Origin of the sequence: Roseomonas sp. OT10 (assembly GCF_020991085.1) — a bacterium.
Taxonomy (GTDB): Bacteria; Pseudomonadota; Alphaproteobacteria; order Acetobacterales; family Acetobacteraceae; genus Roseomonas; species Roseomonas cutis.
Genome location: NZ_CP087719.1, coordinates 1,548,411 through 1,565,857, shown reverse-complemented (window position 1 = coordinate 1,565,857; position 17,447 = coordinate 1,548,411). Strand labels below are relative to the sequence as shown.

The window sequence follows — 17,447 nt, the reverse complement described above, 5'->3', positions numbered from 1 at the left end:
GAGGGCAACTTGCCGTCCCGGCCCCGCGTTGCGCGGCGCGGAGACGGATGACCGCATGACCCGCGCTGTTCTGGTGTTGAATACGCGGGCCGGCACGCTGACCGGCCGGCCCGAGCTACCCGAGCGCATCGAGGCCATCCTGCGGGATTCGGGCCTCGACCTGCGGGTCATCGGTGAGGACGCAGCCCCCGACATGGAGGGGCGGCTTGACCTCGCCGCCGCCGATCCGGCGGAGCTGGTGATCGTGGGCGGCGGCGACGGCACGCTGCGCGGCGCCGCGCAGCGCCTCGCCGGCACCGGCCGCCTCCTCGGAATTCTTCCGCTCGGAACGCTGAACCTGCTGGCCAAGGATCTGGGCCTGCCGCTCGATCCCGAGGAGGCGACGCAGGTCGCCGCCCATGGGATCACGCGCGAGATCGATGTCGGCGAGGTGAACGGCGAGGTCTTCACCTGCCAGTCCGTGCTGGGGCTGCCCAACCATATCGGCCGGCACCGGCAGCTGCATCGCCGGGAGCGCACGATCTTCTCCCGGCTGCGCCTCTGGATCGCCCTGATCCGGGCCATGGGGCATCCGCCGCTGCGCCTGGCCCTGACGCGGCCGGGCGACCCGCGCCGGCGGCGGATCTGGGCGCTGGCGCTGTCGGTGGTGAACAACCCCTATGAGGAATCGCTGGGCCGCCTGTTCCACCGCCCGCGCCTGAGTGGCGGCGTGCTGGCGGTCTATCGGCCCCGCCGCTTCGGGTTGCTCTGGGCGATCCGCATGCTGCTGGCGATGGCGCTCGGCGCCTGGCGCAATCCGGCAGAGCTGGAGATCCTGCACACGCCGGCGCTCACGCTCCGCTCGCGCCGCTCGCATCTCCGGGTGATGAACGACGGCGAGATGCTGGTGCTCGCCACCCCGCTCGAGTACCGCAGCCGCCCGGGCGCCTTGCGGGTCCGGGTGCCTCCGCCGCCCGTGGACGCCGCGGCGGAAGGCCCGGCGGCATGAGGCGGATCGACCACATCTCCGACCTGCATTTCAACCGCATCGACCCGGCGGCGACGGCGGCGCTGCTGGACCGGCTGAACGAGGACCCCGCCGACCTGGTCGCCGTCTCCGGGGACCTGACGATGCGGGCGCGGCGCCGGGAATACGCGGCGGCCGCCGAGTTCCTGCGGGCCCTCCGCGCGCCCTGGATCGCCGTGCCGGGGAACCACGACATCACGGCCTACTGGCCCTGGGAGCGTTTCCTGGTGCCCTTCGGCCGTTGGCAGGAGGCCGTGGGCGCGACGACGGAGCCCGACTGGATCGATCCGGAAATCGCGGTGCTGGGCCTCAACACCGTGAGCCGCGGGGGGCTGTGGCACAGCTGGGCCGACGGCGCCGTCCATCGCCGGGCGCTGCTGCGCCTGCTGCGGCGGCTGCGCGGACTGCCACGGGGGCCGGTGCGCATCGTGCTGGCGCACCATCCCTTCCTGGCACCATCCTGGGCACCGGAGACCACCCTGGTCCGGGGCGCGCCGCGCGCCCTCCGGGCTCTGGCGCGCAGCGGCGTGCGGCTCATCCTCGCCGGCCATCTGCACCGCGGATACGTCAGCGACTTCGACGTCGCCGCCACGCACAGGCATCGCCTGACGGTGCTGCAGGCCGGCTCCGCCACATCCCTGCGTCTCCGCGGCGAGGCGAACGCCTACAACCGGATCATCGTGGAAGCCGGGAATGTTTCCTGGACGGTGTCGCGCTGGACCGGCACGGCCTGGATGGAAGCGGCCTAGAACACAGGCCCGAGACCCGGGGTTGCTGCTGTCAGCCCTTATGCACAACAGAACCCGCTGATCCTTGCACATTCCACAGACGAAAACGCCGACAGGTTGGTGCAGAACGCCGAAACTCGCCCGATCGATACGGTATCAGGTCCATCATGCACAACCTGGAGCGTATGTGAAACCAAACAATGCCTCGTTGCAGTGTCAGATTTCTGCACGACCGGCGAATTTCTATAGTACACGAGGTTAACGGGTCGTAACCCGACTGCCCCGAGGAAGCGCCGCCCCATCATCAGGAGCGCATCGGATGAGCGGAACTTTCACCCCCGGACCCGCTGCCACCGAAGGGAACGACACCTTCGTCGGTGGCGGCGACACCAATGCGGTCCAGGGCCTGGGTGGCGATGACCTTCTGGCCGGCCGCGACGGCAACGACACCCTCGATGGCGGCAGCGGCGACGACCTGCTCTCCGGCGGCGAGGGAGTCGACAGCCTCTCGGGCGGCATCGGCAACGACTACATCAAGACCGGCCCCGGGATCGGCAATGTCGCCTATGGCGAGGAGGGCGACGACAAGATCGTCGGCTTCGGCGGCACCGGGCTGCTGGACGGCGGCGCGGGCAACGACACGGTCGTCGGCGGCCTGGGCGACGACACGATCCTTGGCGGCGAGGGCAACGACAGCCTCTTCGGCGGCGCCGGGGACGACATCGTCCACCTCGGCCCGGGCGACAACTCCGTCTATGCGGGCGGCGGCAGCGACACCGTTGTCTTCTCCGGGGCCATCGGCGACTACACCTTCCAGTTCGTGAGTCCCGGCAACTCCCTCGTCACCGGCGCCGATGGCACGCTCAACCGCATCCATGGCTTCGAGACCTGGCAGTTCGCCGACACCAGCATCAGCAGCCCCAACCCCTGCTTCGCCGCCGGCACGCGCATCGCGACCCGTCGTGGCGAGGTGGCGGTGGAGGAGCTGGAGGTCGGCGACGAGGTTCAGGTCCTCTCCGGCCGCCAGGGGGCCTTCGCGCCGGTGCTGTGGCTCGGCTGGCGCGAGGTGGACCTGCTTCGCCATCCGCAGCCCGGGAAGGTCTGCCCGATCCGCATCCGGGCCGGGGCGTTGGGCCAGGGCGCGCCGTCGCGGGACCTGGTCGTCTCGCCCGACCACTGCCTCTGGATCGAGGGCCTGCTGATCCCCGCCCGCATGCTGGTCGATGGCGCCGCCATCCTGCGGGATTCGGGCGTGGCGCGCGTGACCTACTGGCACGTCGAACTGCCGCGCCACGACGCGCTGCTGGCCGAAGGCTGCCCGGCGGAGAGCTACCTGGACACCGGCAACCGCGCCGCCTTCGCCAATGGCGCGGCGACCGACCTCCATCCGGATTTCGGCGCCGATGACGGCCGCGACGCCGACCGGCTCGCCCCCCGCTTCGCCGCGGAGGATCCGCGCCTCCCCGCGATCCGGGCCGGGATCGCCGCCCGCTGGCAGCAGGCCGCCCGGGCCCGCGCGGCCTGAGGGGCCGCCCCCTCCTGCCTGCCCGGCCGTGGCAGGCAGCGCGGGCGGTCCGGCTTCAGCGATCGGGCTTCAGGGTCCAGGCCAGCGGCAGCGCGGCCAGGCACAGCCCGGCCATGACCAGGAACATGCCGCCGCCCATCGCCGCGTAGAGCGGCCCGCAGGCCAGGGTCAGCAGGGCCAGCGCGCCGCCGGCCCCCAGGCTCGCATGCAGGGTCTGCGCCGCGGCCGCGCGATTCGGCGGCACCATCTGCGACAGCAGGTGCATGGCCGCGAGGTGATAGGCCCCGAAGGTCAGCGCATGCAGCAACTGCGCCGCGGCCAGGGCCGGCAGGGCGGTGGTGGCCGCCAGCACGGACCAGCGCAACACCCCCGCCACCGCCGCGGCCAGGAAGAGCCGGCGGGGATCGAGGCGCAGCAGCACCCGGCGGCCGAACCAGAACATCGCCACCTCGGCCGCCACGCTGAGGCCCCAGAGCAGGCCGATCGCCGCCGTGTCATGGCCCGCCCGCGCCCAGTGGATGCTGCTGAAGCCGTAGAGCGCGGCGTGGCTGCCGTTGATCAGCGCCGAGACCAGGAGCAGCCGGCGCAGCCCGGGGAGCGAGAGCAGCCCGGCGAGGCCCGTGCGGACCGGCCGCCCGGCCCGCATCGCCGCCGGCAGCAGCCACGCCGCGGCGGCCGATGCCGCCATGGTGGCGCAGAGCAGCAGCGGCACCGCGCCATAGCCCGCGCGTTCCGCCACCAGCCCGCCCGCGATCGAGCCGAGGATGAAGGCGACCGAGCCGATGGCGCGGACGCGGCCGAAATCGAGCAGCCCGGCGCGGGAGGCCACCAGGGTCATCGCCTCGGCCAGCGGCCCCAGCGGCGCCATGCAGAGGCTCCAGAGGATCTGCAGCGCCATCAGCGCCGCCAGCCCCTGCGCCGGCAGCCAGAGCAGCGCCGCGCCCGCCCCCAGCAGCGCGCCGAGGGACAGCATCCCGCGCGGATCGGGCATCCGGTCGGCCAGCGCGCCCAGCGGCGGGGCGACGGCCAGCCGCGTGGCGGAGCCCAGGAACAGGACCAGCCCGACGGCCTCGGGCGACAGGCCCTTGGCCGCCAGGTAGGGCGGCAGGAAGGGCATGGTGATCCCGACCCCGCCGAACAACGTGCTCAGCAGCAGGGCATAGCGAGGGGCGGGAGAGGCCGGCACGGCGGCAGGCTTGCCCGCTCCGCCGCGCTTGCCAAGGCCGTCCGGCGAGCGGAAATGCCGGGGCCTGTTGCCAAGCGCGCAGGCGGGCGTCACACACTCGCCCCCGATATGAGCCACCACGCGCCGCCCATGTTCGAACCGCGGGTGAAGGCCGTCCTCGGCCCCACCAACACCGGCAAGACGCACCTCGCCATCACCCGGATGCTGGCCCACAGCTCCGGCATCATCGGCTTCCCGCTGCGCCTGCTGGCGCGCGAGAACTACGACCGGATGGTGGCCGCCAAGGGCGAGGGGCTGGTCGCCCTCATCACCGGCGAGGAGAAGATCGTCCCGCCCGAGGCGCGCTGGTTCGCCTGCACGGTGGAGGCCATGCCGCTCGACCGGCAGGTCGAGTTCGTGGCGGTGGACGAGATCCAGCTCTGCGCCGACCCGGATCGCGGCCATGTCTTCACCGAGCGCCTGCTGCACGCGCGCGGGCTGGTCGAGACCATGTTCCTCGGCGCCGAGACCATCCGCCCCCTGTTGCAGAAGCTGGTCCCCTCGGCCGAGGTCGAGACCCGGCCGCGCCTCTCCCAGCTCTCCTATGCCGGGCCGGCCAAGCTCACCCGCCTGCCGCCGCGCTCGGCCGTCGTCGCCTTCTCGGCCGGCGAGGTCTATGCCATCGCCGAGGCCATCCGCCGCCGCCGGGGCGGCTGCGCCGTGGTGATGGGCCGGCTCAGCCCCCGCACCCGCAACGCCCAGGTGGCGCTGTACCAGGAGCGGGAGGTGGATTTCCTGGTGGCGACCGACGCCATCGGCATGGGGCTGAACATGGACGTGGACCATGTCGCCTTCGCCAGCCTCAGCAAGTTCGACGGCCACCGCCCCCGGCCGCTGACCGCGCAGGAGGCGGCGCAGATCGCCGGACGCGCCGGGCGCGGGATGCGCGACGGCACCTTCGGCGTCACCGGCGACTGCCCTCCCCTCTCCGACGAGCTGGTGGAGAAGATCGAGGGCCACCAGTTCGAGCCGCTGACCACGCTGGCCTGGCGCAACAGCGCGCTCGACTACGCGGGCGTGGACGCGCTGCTGGACAGCCTCGCCGCACCCCCGCCCTTCGCGGGGCTCGCCAAGGGCAACGACGCCACCGACCACGTCACCCTGGCCGCCCTGGCGCGGGAGGAGGAGGTGCGGCGGCTGGCCGATTCCCGCGGCCGCGTGCGGCTGTTGTGGGAAGCGTGCCAGATCCCCGACTTCCGCAAGCTGGCCGACGACAGCCACACCCGCCTGTGCTCCCGCGTGTTCCGCCACCTGGTCGAGGACGGCGCGCTGCCGGAGGATTGGGTGGACGGGCAGATCGCCCAGCTCTCCAACATCGAGGGCGACCTCGACACGCTGATGGCGCGCCTCGCCTCGATCCGGGTCTGGGCCTACATCGCCGCCCGCGCCGACTGGGTGAAGGATGCCGCCCGCTTCCAGGGCGAGGCCCGCGCGGTGGAGGACAAGGTCTCCGACGCGCTGCACGAGCGCCTGACCGCCCGCTTCGTCGACCGCCGCGCCGCGCAGCTCATGCGCAAGCTGGACGACAGCGAGGAGGAGATGCTCTCCGCCGTCACCCGCCGCGGCGAGGTGGTGGTGGAAGGGCATCCGGTCGGCAAGATCTCGGGCTTCGAGTTCCAGGCCGACACCGCCGCGGATGCGGGGGAGGAGGAGCGCAAGGTCGTCCTGCGCGCCGCCCGCCGGGCGCTGCGCGAGGAGATGCCGCGCCGCGTCGCCCTGCTGGAAGCCAGCCCCGACGACGCCTTCGGCCTCACGCCGCTGCAACGGGTGACCTGGACCCTGCCCGGCTCGCCGCCGCCCGGCGCGCCGGGGCATGAATCCGCCGAGATCGCCCGCCTCAAGGCGGGGCCGAGCCCCGACAAGCCGATCGTCGAGCCGCTGTCCTCCGAATTCCTGGATGGCGCCCAGCGGGAGCGGGTGCGGGCGCGTCTCGCCACCTGGCTGGAAGGGCTGGTCAAGAAGGCCCTCGCCCCGCTGGAGGCGGCGGAGACCAAGGCCGCCGAGGACGCCGCCCTGCGCGGCCACCTGTTCCGCCTGCGCGAATACCTCGGCCTGCTGCCCGGCGGCACGGAGCGCGAGATCACTCCCGAGCTGCGGGCCAAGCTGAAGGCCGTCGGCGTGCGCGCCGGCCGCTTCGCCCTCTATCTGCCGGAGATGCTGAAGCCGCGCCCGATGGCGCTGCGGGCGCAGCTCTGGGCGCTCTCGGCGCAGAGCGCGGTGCCGCCGCTGCCGGTGGGGGGGCTGGTCTCGATCACGCCGCCCAGCAACTGGCCGCGCGGCTTCGCCGAGACGATGGGCTGGGTGAACGCGGGCGAGGTGCTGGTGCGCCTGGACGTCGCCGAGCGCATCGCGGGCGAGCTGGGCCACCTGACCCGGCGCGCCCCGGCGGTGATGCCGCACGACGTGGCCAGCCGCCTGGGGCTGAAGGCCGAGGCGCTGGCGCCGGCGCTCCAGGCGCTGGGCTTCCGGCTGGTGACGGCCGAGGCGGTGGGCGAGGAGGTCTATGGCCCCCCTGCCCCGCCCATGGTCGCGACCCGCCGGGAGGACCACCAGCGCCACCGCCATCCCCGCCCGGAGCGCCAGCATCGCGGGCCGCCGAAGCCCGCCCCGGCCGTGCCGCAGGACGGCGCGGCGGCCCCGGAGCCCGCCGCCGCCGAGGCGGGTGCGGAAGCCGGCGCCGAGGCGCCGCGCCGCGACGCCCCGCGTCCGCCCCAGCGGGAGCAGCGACACGGCGATCCCCGTCAGGGCGACCCGCGCCACAACCGCCCGCATCACGGCAAGCCGCGCGGCGAGCGTCCCTTCCCGGGCGCGCCCCAGGGCGGCGGCCGGAACGCCGAGGGCAACGAGCGCCAGGGCGGCCGCGGCGGGCCGCCGGGCGAGCGCGGCGACCGGCCGCCCCGCGACAACCGTGGCGAGCGGCCGCAGCGCGCCTTCCAGCAGCCGCCGCGCCGGGAGGACCGGGCGATGGACCCGGACAGCCCCTTCGCCGTGCTGGCGAAGCTGAAGCTGGGCAAGTGACGCCACGCCACAGCCCGGCCGCGAGGCCGCGCGCCGCGTGACGGAGGCGGAGGGCCGGGACTGGCAGCGCCTGGATGCCTGGCTCTGGTGCGCCCGGGTGGCGAAGACCCGGGCCGCCTGCACCCGGCTGGTGGAGGCCGGCGCCGTCCGTCTGAACCGCCAGCCGGCGGAGAAGGCGCATGCCCGGCTGCGCCCCGGCGACGTGCTGACCCTGGCGCTGGGCGATGCGGAGCGCGGCGCCATCCGGGTCTGGCGCGTCCTGGCCCTGGCGGGCCGGCGCGGCCCCGCCGCCGAGGCCCGGCTGCTCTACGAGGAACTGCCCGGCTGAGCTGCCGCCGCCGGCCAGCCCGCCACGGATGCGGCGCGGCCGGGACAGCCCGCCGATTTGGCGGCTTGCCGCGACCCGCCGCCCGCGCCATGTGACGCCCGCCGCCGCCCTGCGCCTGCCGCGGCGCTTCGCCAGGAGTCGCCCACCGTGACCTATGTCGTCACCGAGAACTGCATCCGCTGCAAGTACATGGACTGCGTCGAGGTCTGCCCGGTGGACTGCTTCTACGTGGGCGAGAACATGCTGGTGATCCACCCCGACGAATGCATCGACTGCGGCGTGTGCGAGCCGGAATGCCCCGCGGAGGCCATCTTCCCCGACAGCGACGACCGGGCGACGGACTGGGCGGAGCTGAACCGGACCTATGCGTCGCAGTGGCCCAACATCTCGCGCAAGGGCGAGCCGCCGGCCGATGCCGCGGAGTGGGATGGCAAGCCGGGCAAGCGCGAGCTGTTCGACCCGGCCGCCGGCAAGCCGTGACCTGCCGCCCCGCGCATGACGCGGGGCCGATTCCGTGCTAGGGGCAGCGTCCCCTGGGTCCAGCCTGTGCCCGGCGGCCGTCACCCAGGGGTGATTCCGCCGCGCGCTGTTGGCCACGGTGCCTTCGCTTGCCCTCGCGCGTTTCCTCCGGGAGACCGGAGGCGTGGCGGTGTGCCGCGACGCCCGGGACCCACGCGATGACCGCCGCCCCGTCCTGACGGGGCCGCCCCGCGAAGGAGATGAACCGCATGGCGGCAAATGCCAGGAAGGACCCCGCGTCCGCCACCCCGCCGGCTGCCCCGGCCGCGCGCCCGAGGGCGGCCGCGGCCCGGACCTCCACCCCCACCAGGAAGGCCGGCGAGACCGTCGAGGAGGCCGCCCCCCCCGCCGAGGCCCCGGCGGAGCCGGCGGAGGAGGCCGCGCCGTCCGTCGCCGCCGGCCCGATCCGCCCCGCCCCGCCGCCCAAGCCGCTGGGCAACCAGGGCAAGGACTTCAAGGCGGGGGACCATGTCGTCTACCCGACCCATGGCGTCGGCCAGGTGCAGGGGATCGAGGAGATCCCGGTCGCCGGCACCACCCTCAAGGTAATCGTCATCACCTTCGAGGAGAACCGGATGACGCTGAAGGTGCCGATGGCCAAGGCGCCCTCCTCCGGCCTGCGCAAGCTCGCCTCGCCCAAGGTCATGGACGAGGCGATGGACACGCTGAAGGGCAAGGCGCGCATCAAGCGCACCATGTGGTCCCGGCGCGCCCAGGAGTACGAGCAGAAGATCAACAGCGGCGACCCGATCGCCATCGCCGAGGTGGTGCGCGACCTGCACCGCAACGCCGGCCAGCCCGACCAGTCCTTCTCCGAGCGGCAGATCTACGAGCTGGCGCTGGACCGGCTGGCCATGGAGGTCGCGGCGCGGGACGGCACGGACAAGCCCGCGGCGACCCAGAAGCTGATGGACCACCTGGGCAAGGCCGGCGGCGGCTGATCCCCGGCCGCCCCCGCTGCCCGGCAGGCGACGGCCCCATGAAAAAACCCCCGGGGAGCGATCCCCGGGGGTTTTCCATTGGCTGTCGCCGCCGGTCATCAGGCCGAGGCGTCGTCAGTCCGAGGACTGGCGGACACCCATGAACTGCAGCATCAGCTGGAACAGGTTCACGAAGTTCAGGTACAGGCCCAGCGCGTCGAACACGCTGCGCTTCGCCGCCTCGTCCGTGCCCTCGGCATAGGCGTACTGGACGTAGTCCGCCTTGATGCGCTGGGTGTCGAAGGCCGTCAGGCCGACGAAGACGACCACGCCGATGACGCTGATCGCGAACTGCAGCGCCGTGCTGCCGATGAACATGTTCACGATGCCCGCGATGATGATGCCGATCAGGCCCATCATCAGGAAGCTGCCCATGCGGGTCAGATCCGTCTTCGTGGTGTAGCCGTACAGGCTGACCGCCGCGAACATGCCCGCGGTCACCAGGAAGGTGCTGGCGATCGAGGTGCCCACGTAGATCGCGAACAGGTTCGCCATGCTGGCGCCCATCGCGGCGCAGAACACCCAGAACAGCGCCTGCACCGTGCCCTTCGACATGCGGTTCACGCCGAAGGACAGGGCCAGGACGAAGGCCAGCGGCGACAGGATGGCGGCCCAGCCCAGCAGCGTCGGCTGCGTGGTCACGTAGCCGCTCGCCGTGCGGCCGATCGTGTAGAAGGCCTGCGCGGCCGAGGTGTTCGCGATCACGTAGGCGACGATCGCGGTGAGGGCCAGGCCCGACGCCATCCAGTTGTAGACCCGGAGCATGTAGGCGCGGAGCCCGGCATCCAGGACGGCGGCATCGGTGGTCGAGGCCCGACCCAGAGGCTGGGTCCAGGCCGAGCCGCCCGTCGGGAAGCGGTTGTCGGGACGCAATGCCATAGCGAGAAAGACTCCTCCGGCGGGAATGAGGGTTGGGACCATCCCCGCTGACGTGAGTAATATGGACAATCCGTAATGCGGTTCAACCAGAGAGATTCGGCCAGGCCCCTTCAGGCCGTTTCCGTCCAGTAGCCGCGATGGGGTTCCGCCCCCTCGCCCTCCAGGCAGGGTCCTATCACTGTGGGGGGTGCATGGGCGCTCTCCAAGACCGCGCGGCAGGAGAGCGACAGGCCCGCCGTCTCCGGCCGGGCGTTGCGCAGGTGCAGGATGGCCTCGGCCGACAGGCCATACACCACCCGGCCGATGCCGACGTAGAAGATCGCCGCGGCGCACATCGCGCAGGGTTCCCCGGAGGAATAGATGCTGGCGCCGGCCAGCCGCTCCCGCGGGACGCGGGCGGAGACGATCTGCGCCAGGGCGTTCATCTCCGAATGCGCTAGGGTGCCGTCGCCGCTGGCGCCCTGGGTGGAGCCGGCCTCGGCCAGCACCTCGCCTTCCGCATCCACGACCACCGCGCCGAAGGGGCGGTCGCCCCGCGCCCGGGCATCGGCCGCGGCCCGGTAGGCGCGGCGTAGCCAGAAGGCGTCCTCCTCGGTGAAATCCCCGCTCATCGCCCCCTCCGCGACCTCGCGCGCCGGCGCACGGTGCCACGGCGGCCCCGGCGAGGCGAGCCCGCCGGGACAAGGCCGGCACGGCCGATCGTAACGGCCGCGTCGTCATTTCGGCATGCAGACCGGCGCTGCCCTGCTAAAAGCGGCAGGGTAACGAACACCGGGATGTTCCAGCCATGGCCTCCGCCGCCGCGCTTGCCAACGCCGCCCCCATGGCAGCCGACGATGCCTTTGATATCCGGCCGGACGTCGTCACCTTCCTGCCGGTGGAGGACCTCCTCGCCAACGACTCCGACCCGGATGGCGATCCACTGACGGTCGTCGGGGCGACCCTCTCGACCGGCAGCACCGGCTCGGTCGAGTTGACGCCGGAGGGGATCTACTACATCGGCGACTTCTCCGCCGGCGCCTCGCTCTCCACCATCGTCTACACGGTGGCCGATCCCGCCGGGCTGACCTCCTCCGCCGTCATCCAGATCCGCTACGGGCTGCCGGACCTGCCGGCGCTGGAGCTGACGGTGGCGGAGGATTCGCGGGTCTTCGTGACGTCCTACGTCATCGCCCTGGGTGGCGGGACGACCTACACCCAGCCCGCGCATGGCGAGACGACGCAGGAAGGAAACCCGGACTACACCCGGGAGCAGTTCATCTTCTACACGCCGGATCCCGACTACAACGGCACCGATTCCTTCTACCTCAGCTTCGGTGCCTTCGGCGGGCCACAGCAGCGGACGCCGGTCGTGATCACGGTGACCCCGGTGCCGGACGCGCCGGTCGCCGCCGCGGACTCCGTCTCCACCGCCTTCGGCACGCCGCTGACCCTCTCCGCGGCACTGCTCCTCGCCAACGACACGGACGCGGATGGCGACAGCTTGGCCGTGACCGGGGTGGGCGGCGCTACCCATGGCAGCGTCGCGCTCGCCGGCGGCACCATCACCTTCACCCCGGCCGCCGGGTTCAGCGGCACGGCCAGCTTCACCTATACCGTCGGCGACGGCACCGGCCTGTCCGACACCGCCACCGTGACCGTCTCGGTCGGCGCGGGCAGCCCCGCCTACCTGCGGGGCACGGCCTCGGCGGACCTGTTCGACCGCAGCACGGCCACGGACCGGGTGCTGATTGCGGGGCTGGACGGGGACGACACGCTGCGCGGCGGGGCGGCCGCGGATGCGCTGAACGGCGGTGCAGGGAACGACGTGCTGAACGGCGGCGGCGGCAACGACCTGATCACCGGCGGCCAGGGCGCGGACCGCATGGCCGGCGGGGGCGGCAACGACACCTTCGCCATCGCCCGCGGCGAGCTGGGGGCCACCAACGCCACGGACCACATCGTGGACTTCCAGGGCGCAGGCGTGGCCGGCGGCGACGTCATCCGGCTGAGCGGCTTCGGCCCCGGCGCGACCCTCGACCTCGTTGGCAGCACGGGCAACGCCCTGGTCTACGAGGTCCATGCCGGCGGCGAGGCGCTGGGGCGGCTGTTGGTCAGCAGCGGCGGCGTTGCCCTGGCAGCGGGCGACTACGCCTTCGTCTGATCCGCGGGGCGTGATGCGTTGACGCCTGCCGGTTGCCGCCCATGGCCCGGGGGCAAGGCTCCGCCTCGCCCCCGATACCCCCACTCCGCCAGGCCCCGCTGATCCCCCTTGGGGGCCCTGGACCCGATCAGCGCTGCCGCGCGGATGACTGCGACGGGGTCGAGGCGCCGAGGAGCCACGCTCCTCGGCGGGTACGGCCTCCGCTCGCGCTGACGCTTTCTGGATTTCTTCTGGAGTCCCGCCTGTCCGAGCTCCGTCAGGGTTCAGCCCGCAGGCTGACGGCGGCCACGAAGCACCAGACCCCCAGCGGGGTCCGGGGCCCGCTTGTGGCCCCGGCAGGGGAGGGCCTGGGAGGGGACGGCGTCCCCTCCCGGTCCCACGCCAGGGCGCCCAGCGCAAAAGGTCGCGACATCCCGCCAGCGCGCCCCGCCCCGCCCTGTCGGGACGGCGGGGACCTGCCGCTACTCGTTGCGCAGGTACGGTGCCGGCCGGGCCCGCAGGGCCAGCGCCGTGCCCACCCAGCCCATCGCCATGGTCAGAAGGGTGCAGCCCAGGACGGTGAGCGCCAGCGTGCCCGGCAGGAAGACCCAGTCGGCCCGCATCACGAAGCGCGTCACCCCCCAGGAGGCCAGTGTCCCCGCCGCTGCCGCGATGATCCCCGCCGTGGCGCCGAGCAGGCCGAACTCCACCAGCCAGGCGGCGCGGATCTGGGCACGGGTCGCGCCGACGGTCTTGAGCACCACCGCGTCGCGGATGCGCCGCCCCTGCCCCGCCGCCACGGCGCCGGCCAGCACCAGCACGCCCGCCAGCAGGGTCAGCCCGGCGGTGGCGGTCAGCGCGGCGCCGATGCGGGAGAGCAGCTCGGCCACCGCCTCGATGGCATCGCGCACGCGGATGCCGGAGACGTTGGGGAAGGCGTCGCCGACCGCGCGCAGCACCGCCCCCTCGCGCGCGGCGTCGGAGCGGACCGTGGCGATGTGCGTGTGCGGCGCCGCCTCCAGCAGCCCGGGCGAGGCGATCAGGGCGAAGTTCAGGCCCAGGCCCCGCCACTCGATGTCGCGGGTGGAGGCGACGCGCAGCTCCACGTCGCGGCCCAGCACGTTGACGGTGATGGTGGAGCCCGGCCCCGCCTTCCAGCCGCGTGCCAGCCGGTCGTCGATCGAGACCAGCGGCGGGCCGCGGTAGTCCGTGGGCCACCACTCGCCCTGGACGATCCGCGTGCCCTCCGGCGGGGTGGCGGCATAGGTCAGCCCGCGGTCGCCGCGCAGGGCCCAGGCGGCCTCCTCGCTGCTCTGCACCTGCTCGGCCGGCACGCCGTTCACCGCGACGATGCGGGCGCGCAGGGAGGGCACGCGCGCCACCTCCGTCACCCCCGGCAAGCCGCGGGTCAGCGAATCGAAGCGCGCCGCCTGGTCGTTCTGGATGTCGATGAAGAAGAAGCTGGGCGCCGCGGCCGGCATCTGGTCGCCGATCTGGCGGCGGATGTTGCCCTCGATCAGCGCGATGGCGGCGAGGGTGGTGAGGCCGATGCCCAGCGACACCAGCATCAGCGCGGTCGGCGCGCCGGGCCGGTGCAGGTTGGCCAGCCCCAGCCGCAGCGCGGGATGCCGCACGCCGCGCAACCGCCGCGCCACCGCCTGTAGCCCCCAGGCACCCATGCGGAACAGGCCGAGGGTCGCGATGGCGCCGAGGCAGAACCACAGCGCGAAGAGCGGCTGCTCGGCCGTGCCGACCACCAGCGCCACCAGCAGCCCGACGGCGGCGCCGGTCGCCCCCAGCAGCGCCGCGCGCGGCCTGGCGCCGGCCGGCTGCACCGCGTCGCGGAACAGCGCGGCGCCGGGGATCTCCAGCGCCCGGCCCAGCGGCCAGAGGGAGAAGGCCACCGCCGTCAGCAGCCCATAGAGCGCCGCCAGCGCCAGCGGCGCCGGGTAGAAGCCGAGGCGCGGCGGCACCGGCAGGGTGCCCGCCAGGGCCTGCGCCCCCAGCCAGGTCAGCCCGACGCCCGCGACGAGGCCGAGGAGGGTGCCCGCCACGGCCAGGACCAGCACCTGGATCAGGTAGGTCGCGAAGATGGTCGCCCCCGGCGCCCCGAGGCAGCGGAGGGTGGCGATGGTCCTGGCCCGCCTGTCCAGCCAGGCGCGCACGCCCGTCGCCACGCCGATGCCGCCGACCAGCAGCGCGGTGAGCCCGGCGAGCGTCAGGAAGGAGGCGGCGCGGTCCAGGAAGCGGTTCACCCCGGGCGACCCCTCGGCCGAGGAGCGCAGCCGCCAGCCATGGTCCGCGAAGGGCTGGGCACGCAGCTCGGCGGAGAAGGCGGCGGGGTCGGTGCCGGGCGGCAGGCGCAGGCGGTACTGGTACTGCACCAGGGAGCCCGGCTGGATCAGCTGCGTCCCCGGCACCGCGGCCAGCGGCACCATGGCGCGCGGGCCGAGGATGGTGGGGCGCGCCACCTTGTCCGGCTCGCCCGTGACCTGGCCGCGATAGACGAAGCGCCCCTCGCCCAACCGGACCTCCTGGCCCGGGGTCAGGTTCAGCCGTTCCGCCACGATGGGCTCCAGCGCCAGCGGGTAGCGGCCCTGCGGATCGGGCTGCGCGCCGAGCGGGCCGGGCGGGTCCAGCACCAGGTCGCCATAGAGCGGATAGGCGCCGTCCACCGCCTTCAGCTCGACCAGGGTGCGCTCGCCGGAGGGCGCGACGGCCATGGCGCGCATCTCCACCACCTCGGACAGGGCGGCGCCGCGGCCGGCGATCCAGGCCCGCGCCGAATCCGGCAGCGGGCGGTAGGACATCTGCACCTCCAGGTCGCCGCCCAGGATGCGGGCGCCATCCGCGGCCAGCCCGGCCTCGGTGGCGGCGCGCAGCGTCCCCACGGCGGCAATGGCCGCCACGCCCAGGGCCAGGCAGGCCAGGACGATGCGCAGCCCCTTCACCCCGCCGCGCAGCTCGCGCCGCGCGAAGGCCCAGCCCATGGCGAGGGAGGAGGCGGGGCCGGCCGGGGCGGCCCCGCTCGCCGTGCCGGCCAGGCGGCCGGCGGTGGCTCCGCTGGCGCTCATGCCGCGTCGGCCACCGCGGACAGCGCGCTGTCGGAGACGATCCGGCCATCCTCGATGCGCACCTGGCGCTCGCAGCGGGCGGCGAGCGCCGGGTCGTGGGTGATCAGGATCAGGGTGGTGCCGAAGCGCTCCCGCAGGCCGAAGAGCAGGTCCATCACCGCCTCGCCGGTCTTGCGGTCGAGATTGCCGGTGGGCTCGTCGGCCAGAAGCAGCGACGGCCCGGCGGCGAAGGCGCGGGCGAGCGCCACGCGCTGCTGCTCGCCGCCCGAGAGCTGGCCCGGGTAGTGGTCCAGCCGGTGGGAGAGGCCGACCTGGGTCAGCGCCTCCTCCGCCCGCGCGAAGGCGTCGGCGCGGCCGGCGAACTCCAGCGGCACGGCGACGTTCTCCCGCGCCGTCATGGTCGGGATGAGGTGGAAGGCCTGGAAGACGATGCCGATCCGCTCGCGGCGCAGCCCGGCCAGCGAATCCTCGTCCAGCGCCGAGAGGTCGGCGCCCGCCAGGGTGAGCGAGCCCCCCGAGGCGCGCTCCAGCCCGGCCAGCAGCATCAGCAGCGATGTCTTGCCGGAGCCCGAGGGGCCGACGATGCCGATCGCCTCCCCCGTGCGAACGTCGAGGTCCACGCCCTTGAGGATGTTGACCTCTCCGGAACCGGCCCCCACCCTGAAGGTCAGGCCGCATGCCTCGATGAGGCGGTCGCCCACGGGCGATGCGGCTGGGGGCGAGGAGGGCATCATGGCATCCGGCATCGCCCGAAGATTGGCCCGGCGTATTGCGCTGCACAGGGGGCTGGTCGGTTTCGCACTGTGTCTGGTGACGCTGGGGCCGGCAGCGCCGGGCGTGGCGCCGCTGGGTCGGGCCATGGCCCAGCCATCGGCCGCGGGGGGCGCGTCCGGCGGCCCGCCCGCCCTGCTGATGCTGGGCGATTCGATCACCGCCGCCTATGGCCTCGCCCGCAACGAGGGGCTGCCGGCGCGGCTGGAGGCGGCGCTGCGCGAGCGCAGCCGGCCGGTGCGCGTCATCGATGCCGGGGTCTCGGGCGATACCACGGCCGGCGGACGCGCCCGGCTGGACTGGTCCCTGGCCGAGAAGCCGGATGCGGTGATCGTGGCGCTGGGCGGCAATGACGGCCTGCGCGTGGTCGAGCCGCGCGACACCTACGCGAACCTGGCCGCCATCCTGGACACGCTGAAGGAGCGCAACGTCCCCACCCTGCTGGCCGGCATGCTGGCGCCGCCGAACCTGGGGGCCGATTACGGGCGGGAGTTCGGCGCCGTGTTCCAGCGCCTGGCGCAGGAACATCCGGAGGCGGTCTTCTACCCCTTCCTCCTCGACGGCGTCGCGGGGGAGGAGGCGCTGAACCAGCCCGACCGCATCCACCCCAACCCGCAGGGCGTGGGGGTGATCGTGCAGCGGATGCTTCCCTCCGTGGAGGCGCTGCTCGACAAGGTGGCAGCAGCGCGCAGGGGGGGCTGAGCGATGCTGCGTCTGTTCGTGGCGCTGTCCCTGCCGGAGGAGCTACGCGAGCAGCTCGCCCTGCTCACCGGCGGCATCCAGGGCGCGCGATGGGTGCCGCCCGGGAACTACCACCTGACCCTGCGCTTCATCGGCGAGGTGCAGAACTGGAAGGCGGACGAGGTGGACGAGGCCCTGGCCGCCATCCGCGCCCGCCCCTTCGACCTGTCGCTGCGCGGCGTCGGGACCTTCGAGAAGGCGGGAAAGATCCAGTCGCTCTGGGTGGGGGTCGAGCGGACCGACGCCCTGTCCCACCTGCAGGCCAAGGTGGAGACCGCCTTGCAGCGCATCGGGCTGGAACCGGAGCGGAAGCGCTTCGCTCCGCACGTCACCCTGGCCCGCACGGACCGGGCCGACCCGGCGAAGCTCGTCGCCTGGGTGCAGGCGCACAACCTCTTCCGCGCGCCGACGATCCGGGTGGAGCAGTTCACCCTCTTCTCCTCGCGGCTGACCAAGGAGAGCCCGGTCTACGTGCCCGAGGTGGAGTACGACCTGGCCTGACCCCCTCCTCCGTCCGCCGCTCCGCGCCTG

15 protein-coding genes are annotated in these 17,447 nt (G+C 73.6%); 10 read left to right on the top strand and 5 right to left on the bottom strand.

Features of this window, described 5'->3' with window-relative positions:
* Positions 1 to 55 precede the first annotated feature (55 nt).
* The 3 genes from LPC08_RS07205 to LPC08_RS07195 all read left to right on the top strand — a co-directional run bounded on the left by LPC08_RS07205 (position 56) and on the right by LPC08_RS07195 (position 3,259).
* A complete protein-coding gene (locus tag LPC08_RS07205; protein WP_230452026.1) occupies positions 56 to 988 on the top strand; it encodes a diacylglycerol/lipid kinase family protein in 933 nt (310 codons plus the stop codon).
* Positions 985 to 1,755 carry a metallophosphoesterase family protein gene (locus LPC08_RS07200; RefSeq protein ID WP_230452025.1) on the top strand — a complete coding sequence of 257 codons (771 nt, stop codon included), beginning with the start codon at positions 985 to 987 and terminating at the stop codon, positions 1,753 to 1,755. The genes LPC08_RS07205 and LPC08_RS07200 overlap by 4 nt, the downstream gene beginning before the upstream one ends.
* Before the next feature lie 298 nt (positions 1,756 to 2,053).
* Complete coding sequence (locus LPC08_RS07195) at positions 2,054 to 3,259, top strand: Hint domain-containing protein (RefSeq protein ID WP_230452024.1); 1,206 nt, start codon at positions 2,054 to 2,056, stop codon at positions 3,257 to 3,259.
* Between the two features lie 55 nt (positions 3,260 to 3,314).
* Here LPC08_RS07195 and LPC08_RS07190 read toward each other — a convergent pair whose 3' ends face one another.
* Positions 3,315 to 4,445, bottom strand: a complete 1,131-nt coding sequence (locus tag LPC08_RS07190) for an MFS transporter (protein WP_230452023.1) — start codon at positions 4,443 to 4,445, stop codon at positions 3,315 to 3,317.
* A 129-nt stretch (positions 4,446 to 4,574) separates the two neighbouring features.
* Here LPC08_RS07190 and LPC08_RS07185 point away from each other — a divergent pair, with 129 nt between their 5' ends.
* From LPC08_RS07185 to LPC08_RS07170, 4 genes are all read left to right on the top strand, one after another.
* Positions 4,575 to 7,502 (top strand): helicase-related protein, encoded by a 2,928-nt coding sequence (locus tag LPC08_RS07185; protein ID WP_230452022.1) that lies wholly within the window; start codon positions 4,575 to 4,577, stop codon positions 7,500 to 7,502.
* 37 nt (positions 7,503 to 7,539) lie between these two features.
* Positions 7,540 to 7,830 (top strand): RNA-binding S4 domain-containing protein, encoded by a 291-nt coding sequence (locus LPC08_RS07180; protein ID WP_230452021.1) that lies wholly within the window; start codon positions 7,540 to 7,542, stop codon positions 7,828 to 7,830.
* 147 nt (positions 7,831 to 7,977) lie between these two features.
* Positions 7,978 to 8,310, top strand: coding sequence for a ferredoxin FdxA (fdxA, locus tag LPC08_RS07175; RefSeq protein ID WP_230452020.1), 333 nt, complete (start codon positions 7,978 to 7,980; stop codon positions 8,308 to 8,310).
* A gap of 248 nt (positions 8,311 to 8,558) precedes the next feature.
* Positions 8,559 to 9,290 (top strand): CarD family transcriptional regulator, encoded by a 732-nt coding sequence (locus LPC08_RS07170; protein ID WP_230452019.1) that lies wholly within the window; start codon positions 8,559 to 8,561, stop codon positions 9,288 to 9,290.
* Positions 9,291 to 9,404: 114 nt separating this feature from the next.
* Here the strand turns inward: LPC08_RS07170 and LPC08_RS07165 are convergent, their stop codons facing one another.
* Positions 9,405 to 10,208, bottom strand: coding sequence for a Bax inhibitor-1/YccA family protein (locus LPC08_RS07165; RefSeq protein ID WP_230452018.1), 804 nt, complete (start codon positions 10,206 to 10,208; stop codon positions 9,405 to 9,407).
* Positions 10,209 to 10,318: 110 nt separating this feature from the next.
* The gene (locus LPC08_RS07160) at positions 10,319 to 10,819 is read right to left on the bottom strand and encodes a nucleoside deaminase (protein ID WP_230452017.1); all 501 of its coding nucleotides are present in this window, start codon (positions 10,817 to 10,819) and stop codon (positions 10,319 to 10,321) included.
* Positions 10,820 to 10,995: 176 nt separating this feature from the next.
* Between LPC08_RS07160 and LPC08_RS07155 the strand changes: the two genes are divergently transcribed.
* Positions 10,996 to 12,351, top strand: coding sequence for an Ig-like domain-containing protein (locus tag LPC08_RS07155; RefSeq protein ID WP_230452016.1), 1,356 nt, complete (start codon positions 10,996 to 10,998; stop codon positions 12,349 to 12,351).
* Positions 12,352 to 12,812: 461 nt separating this feature from the next.
* Here the strand turns inward: LPC08_RS07155 and LPC08_RS07150 are convergent, their stop codons facing one another.
* Both LPC08_RS07150 and LPC08_RS07145 read right to left on the bottom strand, forming a co-directional pair.
* Positions 12,813 to 15,404 carry an ABC transporter permease gene (locus LPC08_RS07150; protein ID WP_230452015.1) on the bottom strand — a complete coding sequence of 864 codons (2,592 nt, stop codon included), beginning with the start codon at positions 15,402 to 15,404 and terminating at the stop codon, positions 12,813 to 12,815.
* Complete coding sequence (locus LPC08_RS07145; RefSeq protein ID WP_230452014.1) at positions 15,401 to 16,105, bottom strand: ABC transporter ATP-binding protein; 705 nt, start codon at positions 16,103 to 16,105, stop codon at positions 15,401 to 15,403. Before LPC08_RS07145 ends, LPC08_RS07150 begins: the two co-directional genes overlap by 4 nt.
* A 157-nt stretch (positions 16,106 to 16,262) precedes the next feature.
* On the opposite strand from LPC08_RS07145, the gene LPC08_RS07140 reads away from it, so the two are divergent.
* The gene (locus LPC08_RS07140; protein ID WP_230452013.1) at positions 16,263 to 16,877 is read left to right on the top strand and encodes an arylesterase; all 615 of its coding nucleotides are present in this window, start codon (positions 16,263 to 16,265) and stop codon (positions 16,875 to 16,877) included.
* A 3-nt stretch (positions 16,878 to 16,880) separates the two neighbouring features.
* On the top strand, positions 16,881 to 17,417 hold the full coding sequence (gene thpR / locus LPC08_RS07135; protein WP_230452012.1) for an RNA 2',3'-cyclic phosphodiesterase: 537 nt from the start codon (positions 16,881 to 16,883) through the stop codon (positions 17,415 to 17,417).
* The last annotated feature ends 30 nt before the right edge of the window (positions 17,418 to 17,447 follow it).